Origin of the sequence: Neobacillus mesonae (assembly GCF_001636315.1) — a bacterium.
In the GTDB taxonomy this organism is placed as follows: Bacteria; Bacillota; Bacilli; order Bacillales; family Cytobacillaceae; genus Neobacillus; species Neobacillus mesonae.
This window is the reverse complement of the sequence record NZ_KV440949.1, coordinates 194526-212712: the sequence shown is the minus strand read 5'-3', so window position 1 is coordinate 212712 and position 18187 is coordinate 194526. Positions and strand designations below refer to the sequence as shown.

At 39.4% G+C, this 18187-nt stretch carries 17 protein-coding genes; 15 read left to right on the top strand and 2 right to left on the bottom strand.

What is annotated here, in order from left to right; all coding sequences use genetic code 11:
• Positions 1–2 precede the first annotated feature (2 nt).
• The 6 genes from A6749_RS00980 to mdh all read left to right on the top strand — a co-directional run bounded on the left by A6749_RS00980 (position 3) and on the right by mdh (position 4447).
• Entirely contained in the window at positions 3–284 is a 282-nt protein-coding gene (locus tag A6749_RS00980) for a BMC domain-containing protein (protein WP_066383752.1), read from the top strand.
• A gap of 3 nt (positions 285–287) precedes the next feature.
• A complete protein-coding gene (pduL, locus tag A6749_RS00975) occupies positions 288–1073 on the top strand; it encodes a phosphate propanoyltransferase (protein ID WP_066383742.1) in 786 nt (261 codons plus the stop codon).
• On the top strand, positions 1070–1930 hold the full coding sequence (locus tag A6749_RS00970) for a hypothetical protein (RefSeq protein WP_236719606.1): 861 nt from the start codon (positions 1070–1072) through the stop codon (positions 1928–1930). Before pduL ends, A6749_RS00970 begins: the two co-directional genes overlap by 4 nt.
• Before the next feature lie 2 nt (positions 1931–1932).
• The gene (locus A6749_RS00965) at positions 1933–2199 is read left to right on the top strand and encodes a EutN/CcmL family microcompartment protein (protein WP_066383737.1); all 267 of its coding nucleotides are present in this window, start codon (positions 1933–1935) and stop codon (positions 2197–2199) included.
• A 63-nt stretch (positions 2200–2262) separates the two neighbouring features.
• Positions 2263–3396, top strand: a complete 1134-nt coding sequence (gene ald / locus A6749_RS00960) for an alanine dehydrogenase (RefSeq protein ID WP_066400578.1) — start codon at positions 2263–2265, stop codon at positions 3394–3396.
• A gap of 100 nt (positions 3397–3496) precedes the next feature.
• Positions 3497–4447, top strand: coding sequence for a malate dehydrogenase (mdh, locus tag A6749_RS00955; protein ID WP_066400577.1), 951 nt, complete (start codon positions 3497–3499; stop codon positions 4445–4447).
• A 105-nt stretch (positions 4448–4552) separates the two neighbouring features.
• Here the strand turns inward: mdh and A6749_RS00950 are convergent, their stop codons facing one another.
• Entirely contained in the window at positions 4553–5479 is a 927-nt protein-coding gene (locus tag A6749_RS00950) for an AEC family transporter (protein ID WP_066383734.1), read from the bottom strand.
• Between the two features lie 66 nt (positions 5480–5545).
• A complete protein-coding gene (gene sda / locus A6749_RS29340) occupies positions 5546–5668 on the bottom strand; it encodes a sporulation histidine kinase inhibitor Sda (RefSeq protein WP_084797592.1) in 123 nt (40 codons plus the stop codon).
• Between the two features lie 775 nt (positions 5669–6443).
• Here sda and A6749_RS00945 point away from each other — a divergent pair.
• The 9 genes from A6749_RS00945 to eutH all read left to right on the top strand — a co-directional run bounded on the left by A6749_RS00945 (position 6444) and on the right by eutH (position 18165).
• Positions 6444–8096 (top strand): amidohydrolase, encoded by a 1653-nt coding sequence (locus A6749_RS00945; protein WP_066383731.1) that lies wholly within the window; start codon positions 6444–6446, stop codon positions 8094–8096.
• Positions 8097–8128: 32 nt separating this feature from the next.
• On the top strand, positions 8129–9397 hold the full coding sequence (locus A6749_RS00940) for an MFS transporter (RefSeq protein WP_084797591.1): 1269 nt from the start codon (positions 8129–8131) through the stop codon (positions 9395–9397).
• A 180-nt stretch (positions 9398–9577) separates the two neighbouring features.
• Positions 9578–10648: a permease gene (locus A6749_RS00935; RefSeq protein ID WP_066383728.1), complete on the top strand. Its 1071-nt coding sequence runs from the start codon at positions 9578–9580 to the stop codon at positions 10646–10648.
• Between the two features lie 171 nt (positions 10649–10819).
• Positions 10820–12040: a DUF438 domain-containing protein gene (locus tag A6749_RS00930; protein WP_066383726.1), complete on the top strand. Its 1221-nt coding sequence runs from the start codon at positions 10820–10822 to the stop codon at positions 12038–12040.
• A 175-nt stretch (positions 12041–12215) separates the two neighbouring features.
• Positions 12216–13574, top strand: coding sequence for an ethanolamine ammonia-lyase subunit EutB (locus tag A6749_RS00925; protein ID WP_066383724.1), 1359 nt, complete (start codon positions 12216–12218; stop codon positions 13572–13574).
• A gap of 16 nt (positions 13575–13590) precedes the next feature.
• Positions 13591–14463, top strand: coding sequence for an ethanolamine ammonia-lyase subunit EutC (gene eutC, locus A6749_RS00920; protein ID WP_066383716.1), 873 nt, complete (start codon positions 13591–13593; stop codon positions 14461–14463).
• 187 nt (positions 14464–14650) lie between these two features.
• Positions 14651–16081, top strand: coding sequence for a sensor histidine kinase (locus A6749_RS00915; RefSeq protein WP_066383710.1), 1431 nt, complete (start codon positions 14651–14653; stop codon positions 16079–16081).
• A complete protein-coding gene (locus A6749_RS00910; RefSeq protein WP_066383709.1) occupies positions 16078–16650 on the top strand; it encodes an ANTAR domain-containing response regulator in 573 nt (190 codons plus the stop codon). Before A6749_RS00915 ends, A6749_RS00910 begins: the two co-directional genes overlap by 4 nt.
• A 258-nt stretch (positions 16651–16908) precedes the next feature.
• Positions 16909–18165: an ethanolamine utilization protein EutH gene (gene eutH, locus A6749_RS00905; RefSeq protein WP_066383707.1), complete on the top strand. Its 1257-nt coding sequence runs from the start codon at positions 16909–16911 to the stop codon at positions 18163–18165.
• Positions 18166–18187 lie beyond the last annotated feature (22 nt).

Sequence of the window (18187 nt, the reverse complement as noted above, 5' to 3'; positions counted from 1 at the left end):
ACATGAGTGGAGAAGCTTTAGGAATGATTGAAACAAAAGGATTAGTAGGTGCAGTGGAAGCGGCTGATGCGATGGCAAAGGCTGCAAATGTTAGGTTGATTGGCAAGGTACATGTCGGCGGAGGGCTTGTGACTGTTATGGTACGTGGAGATGTTGGAGCAGTAAAGGCATCAGTAGACGCCGGTGCTGCTGCAGCTGAAAGTGTTGGTGAATTAAAATCTGTACACGTAATTCCACGTCCTCATTCCGATATCGAGCTAATTCTTCCGAAATTGGAAGGATAACGTATGGTACTCATTACGGAATCCAAATTACGATCCATGATAAATAACGGGATTCCTAATCCTTTCGTTGTTAGAGAGGGTGATAAGCTGACCCCTGCAGCTGCTGACTTTCTACGTGACAGACGAATTCCTATACAGGATATGCGTCTTGTTAAGAAGGACAAAGTCTCTGCCGGCAGCAGGGAAAGTCTGCAGATTCCTGTTGGGGTGTCCAACCGGCATGTTCATTTAGCCCCTGAGGATGTTTCAGCACTGTTTGGCGAAGGTTATTCTTTAATGCCGTTACGAGAATTGTCTCAACCCGGTCAATTTGCGGCGAAGGAGCAGGTGACCCTTGTAGGACCTAAGGGAATTATCCAAAATGTTAGGATTTTGGGTCCAGCCAGAGGCGAGACACAAGTAGAAATTTCTAATACGGATGGATACCAGTTAGGGATCCATCCTCCAACTCGCTTGTCTGGTTGGATAGAAGACACCCCGGGGCTCACTTTAGTGGGCCCAAAAGGGTGTATTTCTTTACAAAAGGGTGTGATTGTGGCAAAACGCCATATTCATATTTCTGATATAGATGCACAAAAGTATAGCCTTAAACATGGGGATTGCCTGTATTTGCAAACAGAAGGAGAGCGCCAGATCATTTTTGCAGATGTTATGGTCCGAATCCATCCAAATTATCGCTTGGATTTTCACGTGGATATGGATGAAGGGAATGCAGCAGGACTTAAAACAGGCGATAAGGTTAAGTTAATTGGTAAAAATGGTGTATTTTTTTCTAATAGAGAGGGGTGAGGAAAGTCGATATTCGCTCAATGGTTGAATCGGTTGTCCGTGAAGTCATCCAAACAATGAAGATGGAAAAAGAAAAAGAAAAAGTAGGAAAAGTTCTTTTTATATTTTGTGACAGTACAGCCCACGAAGCATTTGCAGATCAGTTCATTCGATTAAAGAATGCTAATATCGGATATGATTTATTATTTTTAGATGGGGAAACATCCTCATGGCTCGGCATGCAGCGAGTGGAATCAACTGGGTCCGAACGGATCATTGCAGCCGATGATTATTCACCAGCTGCTATTGAACTGGCAAAGGATTACGATGGGATTATTATTCCGGAAATAGATTTAGATAATGCTGCTAGGGTTGTCCAGGGGTTAAAGGGAACGATTAAGTCGGAGGTAATTTTCTCCGCGCTTGTACTTGGAAAGTTTATTCTAATTGGTGCCGATACACCGGGAATCAAGCGAGCAGACCGCCGAGTATTAAACACACTCAACCTGCCTTTGCCGCTTAAGAAACGGTATGAAGAATATGTAAAGTTTATGACAGGACTTGGGATTGTATTTAAGCCGCAAATAAATTTTGCTGATTCTATTTTGCAAAGGTTTCAACAAAAGATTAATGAGAAGAAGGCTTTGAAAGGCTCTGGTGGTGAGGCGGCCGCTGTTGAGAGTGGAAACACTCAGGATATTTCTAGGGAAAATGTGATCTTTTCAAAGAAACTACTAACGCCTGACTGGATTCAAGCACAGGTTCATTTCCCTAATTGTACAGTTTATTTAAAGCAGGGGACCATCATCTCTCCTTTAGCAAAGGATTTATTAAAGGAGAAAAAACTAACTGTTAAGTTTTTTAAGAGGGATGAGTGACGATGCTGATTGCAAAAGTAGTAGGGAGCGTTTGGGCAACGCAAAAAGAAAAAGGGATGGAAAATATCAAACTATTGATTGTTCAACCAATCAAACTCTCTAAAGAGCCTGTTGGAAATTCATTGGTAGCGATGGACCGTATTGGAGCTGGGGTTGGAGAAACGGTGCTGATTGCCCAAGGTTCACCTGCCCAAAAATTAGCTGTAGACAAAAACGCCCCTATCGATGCAGCTGTAGTTGGAATTATTGATTCATTTGAAGGGGAGTAAGATTTGGATATTGGTGCCAGCACCAATAGTATGCTTCAAAAGTTAACGGGAGGCGGAATTACTTTGATTATTGGTGTTCCTAAAGAAATTAAGAATAATGAGAACAGGGTTGCGATCACCCCTGCTGGTGTGGTTTCGTTTGTAAATTCCGGTCATAGAGTGCTGGTCGAAAAGGGCGCTGGTGCCGGCTGTGGATTTACTGATGAACAATACGAGAGTATGGGCGCTGAAATGATTGAAAAGGCAGCTGACGTTTGGGCAGCAGTAGATATGGTAATGAAGGTGAAGGAGCCTCTGCCAAGTGAATATAAATATTTCCGTAATGATTTAATTTTATTTACGTACCTGCATTTAGCAGCAGAGCCGGAATTAACAGAGGCATTAAAGGAAAAAGGCGTACTCGCAATTGCCTATGAAACAGTTTCCGTCAATCGGACACTTCCGCTTCTTACACCAATGAGTGAAGTAGCTGGAAGAATGGCAACGCAAATTGGTGCACAGTTTTTACAAAAAACAAGCGGTGGAAAAGGTATTCTTCTTTCCGGAGTACCAGGTGTAAATCGTGGCAAGGTAACAATTATCGGAGGCGGCGTCGTTGGGACGAATGCTGCTAAAATGGCCATCGGTTTGGGTGCAGATGTCACCATTATTGATTTGAGTGCGGACAGACTGCGTCAATTAGATGATATTTTCGGTCATCAAATAAAAACATTGATGTCAAATCCTTATAATATCGCAGAAGCAGTGAAAGAGGCAGATCTTGTCATCGGCGCCGTACTAATTCCAGGCTCGAAGGCACCAAAGCTTGTTACTAAGGACATGGTTGAAACAATGAAGCCAGGTTCGGTTATTGTCGACGTGGCTGTTGACCAGGGTGGTGTACTTGAAACTGTTGATCGAATTACTACACATGATCAGCCTACCTATGAAAAATACGGGGTCATTCATTATGCTGTTGCCAATATGCCTGGAGCGGTACCAAGGACATCTACCACTGCGTTAACAAACGTTACTATTCCATTCGCCTTGCAAATCGCTAATAAGGGTGTGTATAAGGCTATCCTTGACAGTGAACCATTAAAACTTGGTGTTAACACAGCTAATGGGGAAATTACGTATCAAGCTGTAGCTAAAGATCTTGGATATCAATATGTTCCAGTTGAGAAAGCGTTAGAAAAAGAATTGGCAAATGTATAGAGATAAGAAAATAGGGAATCGGGTATCCGATTCCTCTTTCCTTCATTGAAAGAGGAGGAATTAATTGGTTCAGCTGATTCTATGTGAACGGAGGAGAAAAATGACTTTTAAGCGCAGGAAAATTGCTGTTATTGGAGCAGGCTTTACTGGGGCAACTGCAGCTCTGATGTTAGCTCAAAAAGAACTAGGGGATGTGGTTATTGTTGATATCCCCACGCAAACCAATCCCACAAAGGGAAAGGCCCTTGATATGCTTGAGGCAAGCCCGGTTCAAGGGTTTAACGCCAATATTACTGGCACCTCTAATTATGAAGACATTCAAGATGCTGATTTGGTCCTCATCACTGCAGGGCTTCCAAGAAAGCCGGGGATGAGCCGTGATGATTTAGTCGCAACCAATGAGAAAATCATGATTGTAGTTTCGGAAAACATAAAAAGATATGCTCCAAATAGCTATATTATCGTATTAAGCAACCCCGTCGATGCCATGACATATGTTTGCTATAAGACGACTGGTTTTCCGAAAAACCGTGTCATTGGTCAATCTGGTGTACTAGATACAGCGCGTTTTAATACATTTGTAGCCCAAGAGCTAAATGTATCGGTAGAGGATATTTCCGGCTTTGTCCTAGGCGGTCATGGTGACGATATGGTTCCTTTAGTTCGTTACTCTTATGCAGGCGGAATCCCGCTTGAAAAATTGCTTCCGCAGGATAGAATTGACGCAATTGTGGAAAGAACTCGCAAAGGCGGTGGGGAAATTGTGAAACTGCTTGGAATTGGAAGCGCCTACTATGCTCCTGCAGCATCCATGGTCCAAATGGCTGAAGCCATTTTAAAAGATAAGAAACGGATTTTACCATCGATTGCTTATCTTGAAGGTGAGTACGGCTACAACGATCTATATTTAGGTGTGCCAACTATTCTAGGTGGCAGGGGAATCGAAAGTATTATCGAAGTTCCTCTAACAGCGGAAGAAAAATGGGCGTTGGATAAATCGGTCCTATCTGTCCAAAACGTCATGTCAATTCTGTATACGGCAAAATATTAAATCATGCACAAAACAAAAAGGCAGACTTAGCAAGAGAAAGTGGAAACTCTTCTAAGTCGGCCTTTTCATTTTATGAGAGTAGTAGATTTATCTAAAAACCTGCGTTTAATTAATAAAATAAAACATGATTGGAATGGTTGATAATGAAATAATGGTTGATAGCACTGTTGTAACGGTCCCAAGCTCTTCATCCGCTGAATATTTAGAAAATAAAATGGTAGCAAGAGTTAGAGAAGGCATCATCGATTGAATCAACAAGGTTTGGGTGATTTCTTTTTCAACAGAAAAAATATGAATCAACAGTGCAACAACTAAAGGCATAATAATTAGTTTAACTAAAATAGGAATCCAAACTTGCTGACTTGATTCTCGAACTTTTGCACGCTTTAGCGTCATAATAAGAACACCGATATAAAACATAGCAAGCGGTGCAGCCATCCCCGCTAGCTGTTCAGTTACTTGGATAAGTAAATGAGGCGGCTTTATATTAAAAAATGCAACCACAATTCCAACAACAATTGCAGCAGTTGGAATATTTACCATTGCTTTTAAGGTTTGAAATGTAAAGCTCCCTTTTTTCTGTAGAATGAAGACACCAACTGTCCAGATTGTAAAATCCACTCCAGCATCAAATATAGCTGCGAATAGTGCACCTTTAGGTCCGATAAGTGCAGCGCATAACGGGATTCCGATAAAACCTGTATTCCCTAATCCCGATAATATAGCCAGTTCTCTTTTTTTCTTTGAATTTTTTTTAAAAATATTTGCAAGGCCCCAGCCAAGCCCAATGCCTAATAGATTAATAAAAATGGATATCAAAAAAACGAAAGCAATTAATTTAAATGTCTCTCTGTTCAAATCCACCTGAAAAATACTTGAAAGGATAATACATGGCATGGCTACATTTACAATCAAACTAATAAACATTTTTCGAGTATGCTCATTGTAAGAAAATGTTTTTGAAAAAAAAGCACCGATTGCAATTAAAATACTAATGATTATAATTGATTGAATAATTAATGAAATTTCCATTATTCCCCTCTTTTAATTTCCGTATGGAAATAATAGTTACATTCCACAACGTCTCTCATTGTTTTTTTAATGTACAGTATGTCGTTTATTTAACTCAGCACGTAATAAATCAATAAAAGCTTGGCTTAATTTTAATTTTATTGCTTTATTAATAACCTCTAGCAATTGTTTTGTGTTAAGGTTCTCCATATTATTTCACTCCATCCATTTTTAGCGAATAAACGTTTATCACGATTTTTCTACACTTTTTCTTTCTATAATCCAGTATCTGAAGAAATCATTACAGGGATCGGAGAAAAACTAAGAGTTCCTGAAGGAGTAATTATCCGTTGGTATTTTATTTGACCCTTAATATCAACTTGTTGGCCTAAACTTAAATTCATTTTCTTCGATATGAGTACTGGAATATAATGAATCCTTAACCCATTGACCATCACCCCATCATGAATTCTCAGAAATAAGAGGTAATGAAGATTACCATTCTTTTTATAAAGACGTTTACGAATGATTTCTCCTTGTATTCTTATTATGGTACATCCCCCTCTCAAACCCTTTTCATCATAGAAAACCGCATGGTTATTCGCTGATATTTTTTATCCTACCTTCTAAAGAATTGAAATATTCAATCAAATCTTGAATTTAAGTATAACACAATAAAATTGGTTTGTCTTGGTTTTTGTTTGTTTTAATTTGAACTTAATTGAACGGTTTGAAAGTAAATAGAAGAAGTAAAACAGGAGAGGCAATTTTAAGTTGTCTCTTTTTCTATTTATTAAAAATTTAAATATGGAAATTTTAAAATACTGATAGTTATATTTATGTGAAAATATTGAAAATTAAAAACTTAGATGTTTAAATAAATTTAATCAGTTTTTTCAACTGGTTCTAAGGTAGTAAGATTACAGTTTTGTGAACACATTTTAAAGCTTCTTAGAAGCTGGTAAGAGTTGGAGGGATTGGATGAATGAAAGTGGATCTATTATTTAAAAATGCAAAGGTATTGACGTTAGACGATCAGAATCGGCGTGCAGGTTCCGTAGCAGTAGAGAAAGGGAAGATTGTGGGGATATGGGACATGCCGGAACCTCCAAAAGATACCATAGAGATAACCCCAAAGACCCAAGTGGTGGACCTGAACGGCGCGGCACTATTGCCAGGATTTATCGACACGCACAATCACATTTTGATGTATGGTCAAACATTAAACATGGTAAATTGCAGTTCAGCAGCTAATGAATCGATCAAGGATGTCCTTGAGGCGATAGGCTCGAAGGCAAAAGAGACAAAGGATGGGGAATGGATTCAGGGATTCGGATATGATGATACCTTAATCTATGAAAAGCGTCATATTACACGTGATGATTTAGATCGAGTTTCTCCGAATAACCCCGTTTCCATTTCACACGTTTCCGGTCATTTGTCATATGTTAATTCGCTGGCAATCAATATGGCCGGATTAACAGATGACATATCTAATCCACAGGGCGGTCATTATGGGAGAGATGAAAAAGACAGGCTTAATGGAGTGCTGTATGAGTCAGCAGCGATGGAACCCATCAGAAAAATATTACCGCAAATGACAGTTGAAGACATGGTAAAAGCCATTAGTGTTGCATCCAAAGAATATGTCGCACATGGAATCACAACGAATTCAGATGCCGCCGTCTTCGGGCTTGAGGACTTTGAAGCCCATCTTACAGCCTCTAAACTCGGAGCCAATCCTATGCGCACTCAGTTAATGATCATGCACCATCTTCTTCGTGAGGGGACTCCATATGGAGGTTATACACCGGAACAGTTAGATAAAGAAATAAAGTTCCGCTCTGGCGGACGGGCCAAATTAGACAGTGCCAAAATGTTTCAGGACGGCTCTATTCAAGGCTTAACCGGGGCGTTAAGAGAACCGTACTATAGTAGTCCGGAAACGTACGGAGAGTTTATTCATCCGCAGGAAGCGTTTAATGAAGAAGTGTTAGACTTACACCGCCGCGGGTTCAGAATCGCTACACATGGGAATGGGGACAGGGCAATTGGCTCTATTTTGGAAGCTTATGAAAACGCTTTAATAAAATATCCTCGGAACGATCACCGTCATCGGATTGAGCATGTTCAAACAGCTACAACAGAAGACATTTTGAAGATGGCTGAACTTGGTGTAGCAGGCTCCTTTTTTATCAACCATGTTTATTTCTGGGGAGACAGACATAAGCAAATCTTCTTAGGTCCAGACCGGGGACGACGAATAAGCCCATTAGCTGAAGCAGTAGAACACAATGTATTGTTCACGCTTCATTCTGATTGTCCGATTACCCCGATTTCTCCGTTGTTCTCTGTATGGGCGGCTGTCAATCGTGTAACAAGGGATGGTCATATATTAGGACCTGAACAGCGAATTGACGTTATGACGGCATTAAAATCGATGACGATTTACGGAGCAGAATTAAATTTTGACGAAAAAATTTCTGGCAGTATCGAAATTGGAAAACAGGCAGATTTTGTAGTATTAGAGGAAGATCCGACAGCCGTTAATCCAATGGACATTAAAGATATTCAAATTCAGTCAACCTTTATAGATGGCAAACCTGTTTATATGAAAGATACGGTAAAGACAGTTTAGATGATCAACCTTAATTTGGGGAGGCTAAACCATTGACCGAAACAAAAATGGCTTATAATTCAAAAGTTATTTTGTTTTTACTTTTTAGCAGTAATTTAATTTCAGCAATGGATCGATTTGTCATCAATTATGGGATTGTACCCATATCCAAGGAATTTCAACTAGATGCCACCTCAACAGGGTTAATATTAAGTATCTTTTTTCTAGGTTATGCCATTATGCAGATTCCAGGAGGCTGGCTGTCTGATAAATTTGGTGCTCGAATCGTTATTCTCATTTCTGTCTTTAGCTTCTCCATTTTTACAGGCTTAACTGGGGTAGCGTGGTCGTTTGGCATTTTGGTGATCATTCGCTTTATTTTCGGTATAGGAGAGGGGAGCTTTTTCCCGGCCGGTGGAAAATTAATTGCAGACGCCATTCCTGAAGAACGGCGATCAAAGGCGATGTCCGTGTTTCTTTCCGCTCTTACCGCCGCCGGTATTATTGCACCAATTTTAGCCACTTCGATGATGGTCAACATTGGCTGGAGATGGATGTTCGTTGTGATTGGTTTGTTGGGTCTGCTTTTTGGAATGTTAAATTGGTTCTTTTTAAAACCAAAAGCAGGAACGAGCGGGCTAAATCAGGCAAGTTTCTCATCTAGACCTGTACAAAAAACAACAAAAGGGTCAATAAAAAAGATGTTAAAAACCCCGATGATTTGGGCATTAATCATTGTATCCTTCTCACATGGATTTATCAGCTGGGGATTATCCGCCTGGATGCCGACTTACTTAGTCAATGAACGGGGCCTTGACTTATTGTCTTTAGGAATGCTTGCCTTGATTCCAGGAGTTACAGGAGTTATTTTCTTTCTACTAGCAGGCTATGTCATCGATAAACAAAAACATGGGCGGGAAAAATGGATTGGGGCTATTAGTGGAATCGGTTATGCCATGTTGGTATATTTAATGTTTCATGCTAAAACCATAACAGGCGTCATTATCTTTCAATCATTAATCCCTATGTTTGGTGGTACCTTATCCGTCATCATTTTCAGCATGCCGCTTAAACACTTATCCCAAGAAATTGCCGGCACTGCGATTGGAGTTGTTAATTTAGGAATGCAGATTGCTGGGTTTTTAGCTCCATTAGGGATGGGGTTCATTATTGATGCCTTTGACGGATCTTATAATGGAGCCGTATGGTTACTGACCTCATTCGGAATTGTTTGCTTCCTAGCTTTTGTGACATTGTATTCTTCTGGAAAAAAGGAAAGTTTAATAGGGGAGCACGCACCGATTGTTCCCGTTACAAAGTAAAATTAATTAGGCAGTAGAGGAGATGGAGTCCATCTCCTCTTTTTTTCTTTTGAGAAAAAATATTTGTTATTTAGATAGTTGATGGTATTTATCTATCGGTTTTTTAGATACATATTAATCTATCGTCGTGATATAATTTTAAAGTTCTAGTTCTTACTATATTGGAGGTTTTAAAATTATATGGCTCAAGTAAACAGTTCATTAACAGCAACTCAGCCGCAACGGAAAAAGACTGTTGTGTTTGCCATTATCTTTATACTGATTACCATTATTGGGTTGTCTTATGTAAAATGGTATCCATATTATAATAAATCCATTTTGGCGATAACTACCCATTCCATTGGCACTTCTATACTAGGGGAGCAAGCTGACATGCCATCGGTATCATGGGATAGTGCATGGTCCTACGCACTTGCATATTTCAATGCTGTATGGAAAGCGGCCGTATTTGGAATCATACTTGGTTCTTTAGTGCAGGTATTAATTCCTACCAACTGGCTGCTAAAAGTGCTTGGAAAAACATCCTTTGGCAGCACCGCTGTGGCAGGGCTTGCATCACTTCCAGGAATGATGTGTACCTGCTGCGCGGCACCAATCGCAGTGGGGTTACGGAAGAAAAATGTCTCTGTTGGTGCCAGCTTGGCATTCTGGATTGGGAATCCAACACTAAATCCGGCGACATTAATTTTCATGACGTTTGTCTTATCATGGAAATTCACAGCACTTCGACTTGTGTTTGGGCTTATTTTAACATTCGGAATAAGTTATTTAGCGAACCGCTTTGCACCGCGGGCAAACCCGGCCGATCTTGAGAAAATGATTGAAAAGACTGAGACCAAGGCAAAAGGTTCTTTTGTTTCTAGATGGATGAAAAGTATCGGCAATATGATTTTATATATTGTTCCTACTTATATTTTAGCTGTCCTTGTTATGGGAGCTGTGCGTGTTTGGTTATTCCCTCAACTTAGTGATGCAGCGTCCAATAGCCTGATTGCTGTAATTGGTTTTGCCATTGCTGGAATGCTGTTCGTTATTCCTACGGCAGCCGAAATTCCAATTATTCAAACGTTCATGTCCTTTGGTCTTGGCGGCGGTCCGGCTGGAGCTTTGTTATTAGCACTGCCTTCTATCAGTTTGCCATCGTTATTACTTGTGGCTAAATCGTATCCTAAAAAGGTATTGTTTTTTGTCGCAGGTTCTGTGGTTGTATTAAGTATCCTCAGCGGAATTGCTGGCATGTTTTTACTATAATGAAATGATTAAATGGGAGCTCGTCATTTGGCGGGCTCCTTTTTCAATGTTCACAAGATGTTAAAAAGTTTAACCCTAGCCAATGATTTTCATCACAATCCTAAGTTTTCACCAATGTTATTTTATAATTGAGAAACAAAATCACTTGAAACATAGCGAAGGAGAATCGTGATGAGTGAAATGATAAATAATCGTGAACAACAACCCATTCAAAATACAGAACGACTTGAGATGTTGAAACAAATATTTACCGATCTTCATAATGGAAGAAACGTAGCAGAGGTGAAAGGTCATTTTGATGCTTATATTGGGAAAATAACAGTTGAAGAAATTTCCCAGCTCTCTCATGAATTTGTTGATCTTTCTGCACAGGATTTGAAGCGGATTTACAATCAGCACACAGAGATTTTTAAAGAAGCGGTTGCAGAAGATACCCGTAAGCAACGTCCTGATGAAGAGCCGGGGCACCCTATTCATACGTTTAAGCTAGAGAACGAAGAATTAGAAAAGCTGCTGAAAACAAAGCTGCAGGTTCATTTATGGCAGTTTGAAAAAGAGGATTCTACTGAAAATGTGTACAAACTGTTAGAGGACATTCATCTTTTGCTCGATATTGATAAGCATTTTAATCGAAAAGAGCATCTGATCTTTCCATTCCTCGAAAAATACGGAATTTACGGTCCAACGACCAATATGTGGAGAATTGATGATTTTATACGCGAGGCGATTAAGGATGCGAAACAAATATTAACCAATTACCAAGGGGACAAGCAAGCTGTAATTAAAATGGTTAACTATATAATCGAAGAAGTGAATGCGATGATTTATCGGGAGGAAAACATTTTGTTCCCGATGGCATTGAATAATTTTACCGAAGATGAATGGATGAAAATTGCCCATGAAAGTGATGAAATCGGCTTTTGTTTGACTGAACCCGCGGCTGAATGGAAACCTGAACGAAAACAACTGGATGCAGAAGTTCTCTCCGAAGGATATATTAAAATGGAAACGGGGATCTTGTCATTAAAACAAATGGAATTAATTCTAAATCATTTACCTGTCGATATCACATTCATTGATCATGATGATGTTGTCCGTTATTTTTCACATGGTAAAGATAGAATATTTGCTCGGACAAAAGCGGTCATTGGTCGTACTGTGCAAAACTGCCATCCACCGAAAAGCGTGCATGTTGTGGAGGAACTGTTAGCAGACTTTAAAGCTGGCAGGAAGGACTGCGAGGACTTTTGGATTAAATTCCATGATAAATATGTCTATATCCGTTACTTTGCGGTCCGTGACGAGGATGGGAAATATATTGGGACCTTGGAATTCACGCAAAATATTGCTCCTATTCAAGAGATTGATGGGGAGAAAAGGATTCTCTCATAAGTTTACTATAATGAAAATTAATTCGAAAAATTCTTTCCTTTTAAATTTATTTAAGCTATAATTATGACAAATGTATAATAGACGGCAATGGCGCCTTATCAAAATAAGTCGAGTAATCTGACTAATTCTGATAAGGCGCTTTTTCGTCTCTTAAATCCATGGGAGGAGGAAGTTTATGTTCAAATGCACCCTCAAAAATGTAAATTATCAGTTTGGTTCGATAAGAGAAATACTAGCCAAGGCAAGTGAGGAGAAGTCAGGAGATAAGATGGCGGGGATTGCTGCACAGTCCTACCTTGAGCGCATGGCAGCAAAAGTGGTTTTAAGTGAATTGACTTTGAAAGATATTTTTGAAAACCCTGTCATTCCGTATGAAAAAGATGAAGTAACCAGGATCATTTATGATGATATCAATCAATTTATTTATAAGGAAATAGCAAACTGGACGGTAGGGGAATTGAGGGAATATATTTTAGCCCATCAAACAACAACATCAGATTTATTTCGAATTTCAAGGGGCTTAACCAGTGAAATGATTTCTGGAGTCGTAAAGCTTATGTCAAGTATCGATCTTGTTATAGCTTCACAAAAAATAAGACCGACTGCCCATTGCAATACTACCATAGGTGAGGCTGGCCGATTAGCTTTCCGTTGTCAACCAAACCATCCAACTGATAACCCTGAAGGTATTCTGGCTTCATTGAAGGAAGGACTATCATTCGGATCCGGAGATGCTGTAATCGGCGTTAATCCAAACAACGATAGCGTAGAGTCGGTTTCAAGAATTTTACATATGACTCACGACTTTATGCAAAAATGGCAAATTCCTACGCAAAACTGCGTGCTAGCTCATATTACTACACAAATGAAAGCTTTGAAAAACGGGGCACCGATTGCTTTGATGTTCCAAAGCCTTGCAGGGACCCAAGCAGCAAATGACGATTTTGGTGTTTCGAAAGAAATTATAGATGAAGCATACGACCTCATGGCGAAATACGGGACATCTACTGGTCCAAATCAGCTTTACTTTGAAACAGGGCAGGGATCAGAGGTTTCACTTGATGCTCATTTAGGAGTTGACATGCAGACTCTTGAGGCAAGAACCTATGGTTACGCTCGGCATTGGAAACCGTTTATGGTGAATAATGTATCCGGTTTCATCGGACCTGAAACACTCTATGATGGAAAACAAGTCATTCGAGCCGACCTTGAGGATCTCTTTATGGGGAAATTGCATGGTATACCAATGGGAATTGCTCCTACTTATACAAACCATATGCAGGCAGACCAAAATGATCAAGAGATTGCTGGAATGCTCACAGCTCTAGCTGGTGCAAACTTTTACATGGGTGTACCTGGCGGGGATGATGTCATGTTAAGCTATCAAGATACAAGCTATCATGATGATGCGAGTCTAAGAGAAATGCTTGGTCTTCGTCCGTTAAGAGAATTTGAGATTTGGTTAGAGAAAATGGGGATTATGAAGGATGGGCGCCTGACTGAAAAAGCTGGAGACTTGTCCATCTTTAAATAAGAAGGGAGGTATTTAAATGGATATTCAAGCAATTGTCAAGCAGGTTATAGAAGAACTTGGGAAAGTTGAAAGCGCTAGCACAAGAAATTCAAGCTCTCTTTTCAAAAATAAAGAAAAAGTAAACGAAATCGTCCAACAAATTAATTTTGAAAAAGAAAAGAAGGTAAGAGTAGATAATCCGTTAGATTACAGTATTATTGAAAAGGTAAGGACCATAACCCCTGCCAGAATAGGTATTGGCCGGACTGGAACTCGGATGAAGACGAAGGAATACCTTGATTTCCGAATTGACCATGCCGCAGCACAGGATGCTGTTTTGCGAGGAGTGTCAGATCAATTTTTAGAAGAAATGAATCTCCCTGTCCTGCAATCGAAATCTGAGTCAATGGAAGAATATTTAATGAATTTGGATAGTGGACGAAAACTGAATGAGGCATCACGAAAATGGGCAGAAACCAATCTTTCTAAAAATAAACAGGTCCAAATCGTTATTTCAGATGGACTAAGCTCTACGGGTATAGAAGCGAATATTCCAGACTTACTCCCCGCATTAATTCAAGGTTTGAAAGTAAAAAATATTACTTTTGGGGAACCTATTTTTATTAGGCGGAGCCGTGTGTGGATACAGGACGAGATTGCTTCTATTGCAAACTGCGATGTTGTCATTTCTCTTATTGGCGAACGCCCGGGATTAGCTACTTCCAAAAGTCTTAGTGTCTATCTTATTTATCGTCCGACTAAAGAAACCGTTGAGGCCGATCGGACGGTTATATCTAATATTCATGATGGCGGAATCCCACCAATTGAGGCAGGAGCTTATTTATCTGATTTAATTGCTGATGTTTTGAAAAGCAAGGCCAGCGGCGTAAAACTTACGCAATTAAGATAGTTTAGTAAGATTGATTTAAAATATTATAAGTATTTTTAGATGCATATATAATGGACAAAGGCAGTATTTATTCACGGTACAATCCGGAAAAATGCTGCCTTGTGTTTTAACAATATTGACAAAATTCTCATAGTGCCCCTATAATTATTTCATGTAATCCCTTTCTTGACAATAGGAGAAACATCATATGTATAACAGCACAGTAGAAGAATTATGTTTCCTGCATACGAATCTATCAGCGGAAGATATTAAAAGAATTAAAGAGTTAGTTGCTAACTTGCAGCTTATCGCTGACATTAATAAAGCGAACGTATTTATTGATTGTCCTACAAAGGTAGGAAAACATGCTATTGTTGTTGCAGAGGCAGCACCTTCAACGGTAAAATCCGTATATGAAAAACCAGTTGTAGGAAAGTTTGCCTATGAAGCGTTCGAGCCGTCTGTTTTCTTTACATTAAGAACTGGAAAACCAATGTTTGAAAATCGCGCCTTAACTCAAGAAGGTAAAACGGTTGACCAAAGTGTTGTTCCTATAAGGGGAATGGACAATCATGTGATTGGAACACTTATTATGGAAAAGGATATAACAGAGTTGGTTCAAAGACAGCAAAAAATGGAAGCGTTGTCAGAAGCAACAGAGGCACTAAGCGGAATTTTAATGGGTCTTGCAGAAAATAGACCGATAATTCCCGAAATGATTGAAGAGTCCATTTTCTTTCTAGACCAAGACGGGAAGATCCTTTATTGTAACCCCTCCGGAACAAATCTTATCCAGGAAATGGATGAAGAAGGAAGCTGGATTGGAAATTCACTCGTTTACTATTTTCCTGTTATCGGAGCTATTTTAGAAGCATCAGATGAACTTATTGTTCAAGAGGTTAAGATGTTAAATAAGGTATTTCAAGTGAAAAAAATCGAACTCCTTCAGCAAGAAAAAACGACTGGGACTTTTGTCATCTTTAAAAACATTACCGAGCTTAGAGAAAAGGAAAGAGAACTAATTGTCAAATCAGTGGCAATCCATGAAATCCATCACCGGGTGAAAAACAACCTGCAAACAGTAGCCAGTCTTTTGCGTCTACAAATGAGAAGAGGGCTGCCGGAAGAGAGTAAAGTTCACTTTGTGGAAAGCTTGAATCGGATTACAAGTATTGCATCTGTTTACGAAATCATTCTTTCCGGGTCCAGTGTGGATGATGTTGACTTGTATAAGTTAATAGAGAAAATCGGGAATACTCTTGTTTTGGAAGCTGAGCAGGAGAATAAACAGATCAGCATTACCTATTCTGGAACTCATTCACAGATTCAATCAAATAAAGCTGTGTCAGTTGCTTTGGTGGTCAATGAATTAATCCAAAACTGTGTGAAGCATGCTTTTAAAACGATTCATCATGGTAAAATTGAAGTCTTATTTCATCAGAAAGAAAATTATATGGAAATTCAGGTGATTGACAATGGGGAAGGGTATTCACCCAAGTCTAAATCTTCACTAGGTTTAGATATTGTCAAGATGATGATCGAGCATGATTTATCAGGCCTTTTTTCGATAGAAAGAGCCAAGACAGGAACGATTGCTACTGTCAAATTCCCATTGCAAGGGGAGGAGGTTCAACTATGAAGAAAAGAATATTGGTTGTTGAGGATGAATCAATTGTCCGCTTAGATATTGCCATGATGCTTGAAGAGGCTGGTTTTGAAGTAGCTGCACAGGTAGGGGATGGTGAAAAAGCTATTGAACAGGCATATTCACTTGAACCAGATTTAATCATAATGGATATTAAAATGCCAAAATTAAATGGATTAAAGGCAAGTGAGATTATTTCCAAAAAATTAAATATCCCTATTCTCATTTTAACGGCGTACAGTCAGAGGGAATATATTGATAAAGCAAAGCAAGCAAACATTGTTGGGTATTTAGTAAAGCCAATTACTGAGGCTAATTTAATTCCAGCTGTAGAAATTGCCTTAAAGCAGGCGGAAACAGCCAATGCCTATCGGGAACAAGTAGAAAACATGAATAAACAATTAACTGAAAGAAAACTTGTCGAAAAGGCAAAGGGAATCATTATGGAGAAATATAATCTTCCAGAGGATGCTGCTTATAAAAAAATGAGAAAAATAAGTATGAACAAGCAGGTAACACTGGAAAATGTAGCAAAGCGGATTATATTAAAATATAACGCTTAATCCTTACAAGTGAATAAACCAAGCAAAGGTGCTTTAGCGGTTTCTTTTATTTGGAATCCGCAAGGCACCTTTTTGTCTTCTTGCGGCAATTATCTTTTTTATTCCAGATATTTTCCAAAAAAAGGGACAGGTGAGAACGCAGCATGGTTCTAATAATTTGGTGACCATGCCTGAGATGGAAGGTTTTATTTATAGTAAGACGCTTACATTTTCCGTTTTAATAGATAGTAATGAATATGCGCAAGGAGGGACTTTTAAATGGAAATTATAGGAGAAGTTGTGATTTATATCATTATGACGTGTGCCGTATTGGGTGCATTTGCAGCCATTCGTAACAGTGATGAAGGATTAGGTGCACAGTTTATGGAGGGTCTTCACGCGGTTGGACATATTTTTGTACCGGCAGCAGGAATTATGGCGTCTATTCCATATTTATCGTGGTTCATTGGCAAAGTATGCGGTCCATTTTTCTCGGCTATTGGTGCTGACCCAGCAATTGCGGCCACTTCGATACTAGCTACCGATATGGGCGGTTACCAATTGGCTGAAGTTTTAAAGCAAACTCAAGAGGGCTGGATTATGGCAATGATTGTCGGCTTCATGGCAGGTGCGACGATTGTCTTCTCAATTCCTATGGGTCTAGCAATGCTTGATAAGCGCGACCATAAATATATGGCACTTGGGGTAATGGCTGGTGTATTAACCATTCCAATTGGAGCGCTAATTTCTAGTACGATTATCTTTCTGTCAAATTCAAAAGTACGTGATTTTATTTCAACCTCTGGCGAAGCAAAATACCAATTTGCCTTAGGGTATGGACATATTCTATTAAATTTACTACCGCTGGTTATTTTTGTTGTGGCAATTGCTTTAGGTTTATATTTCCTGCCTGATTTCATGATTAAAGCCTTCATGTGGTTTGGACGAATTATGGATGCCGGAATTAAACTTGTGTTAGTCTTCTCAATAGTTGAAATTTTCACAGGACTATTTTCAACAGTATTTGGCAGCTGGGGCTTCCACCCAATTATGGCCGACAAAGAAGACCAGTTCCGTGCCCTTGAAACGGCTGGTTATATTGGAATTATGCTGGCTGGTGCCTTTCCGATGGTTTACTTACTGCAAAAGTATGCCGGCGGTCCGCTTGAGGCACTTGGACGTAAGATTGGTTTAAGTAAAGAAGGAAGTGCTGGACTTGTAGCAACCATTGCGAATATCCTTGCGATGTTTAAGCTAGTAAAAACCATGCCACCTAAAGATAAGGTTATAAACATTGCATTTGCTGTTTGTTCCGCGTTCCTACTCGGGGACCATTTATCGTTTTCCGCAAACTTTCAGCCGACATTGATTCTGCCAATTATGATTGGGAAATTTTCCGCAGGAGTTATTGGAATTGGCCTTGCCTACTGGTTATCAGTACCTAAAGCACTGGAGTTAGAGAAGAAAGACCGTGAAGCAGGTATTATCGGTAAGGATGAGTACCTTTCAAAACAGGAAAAAGACCTAATTGCTTGATTTTAAATACAGTTGCCAAGGA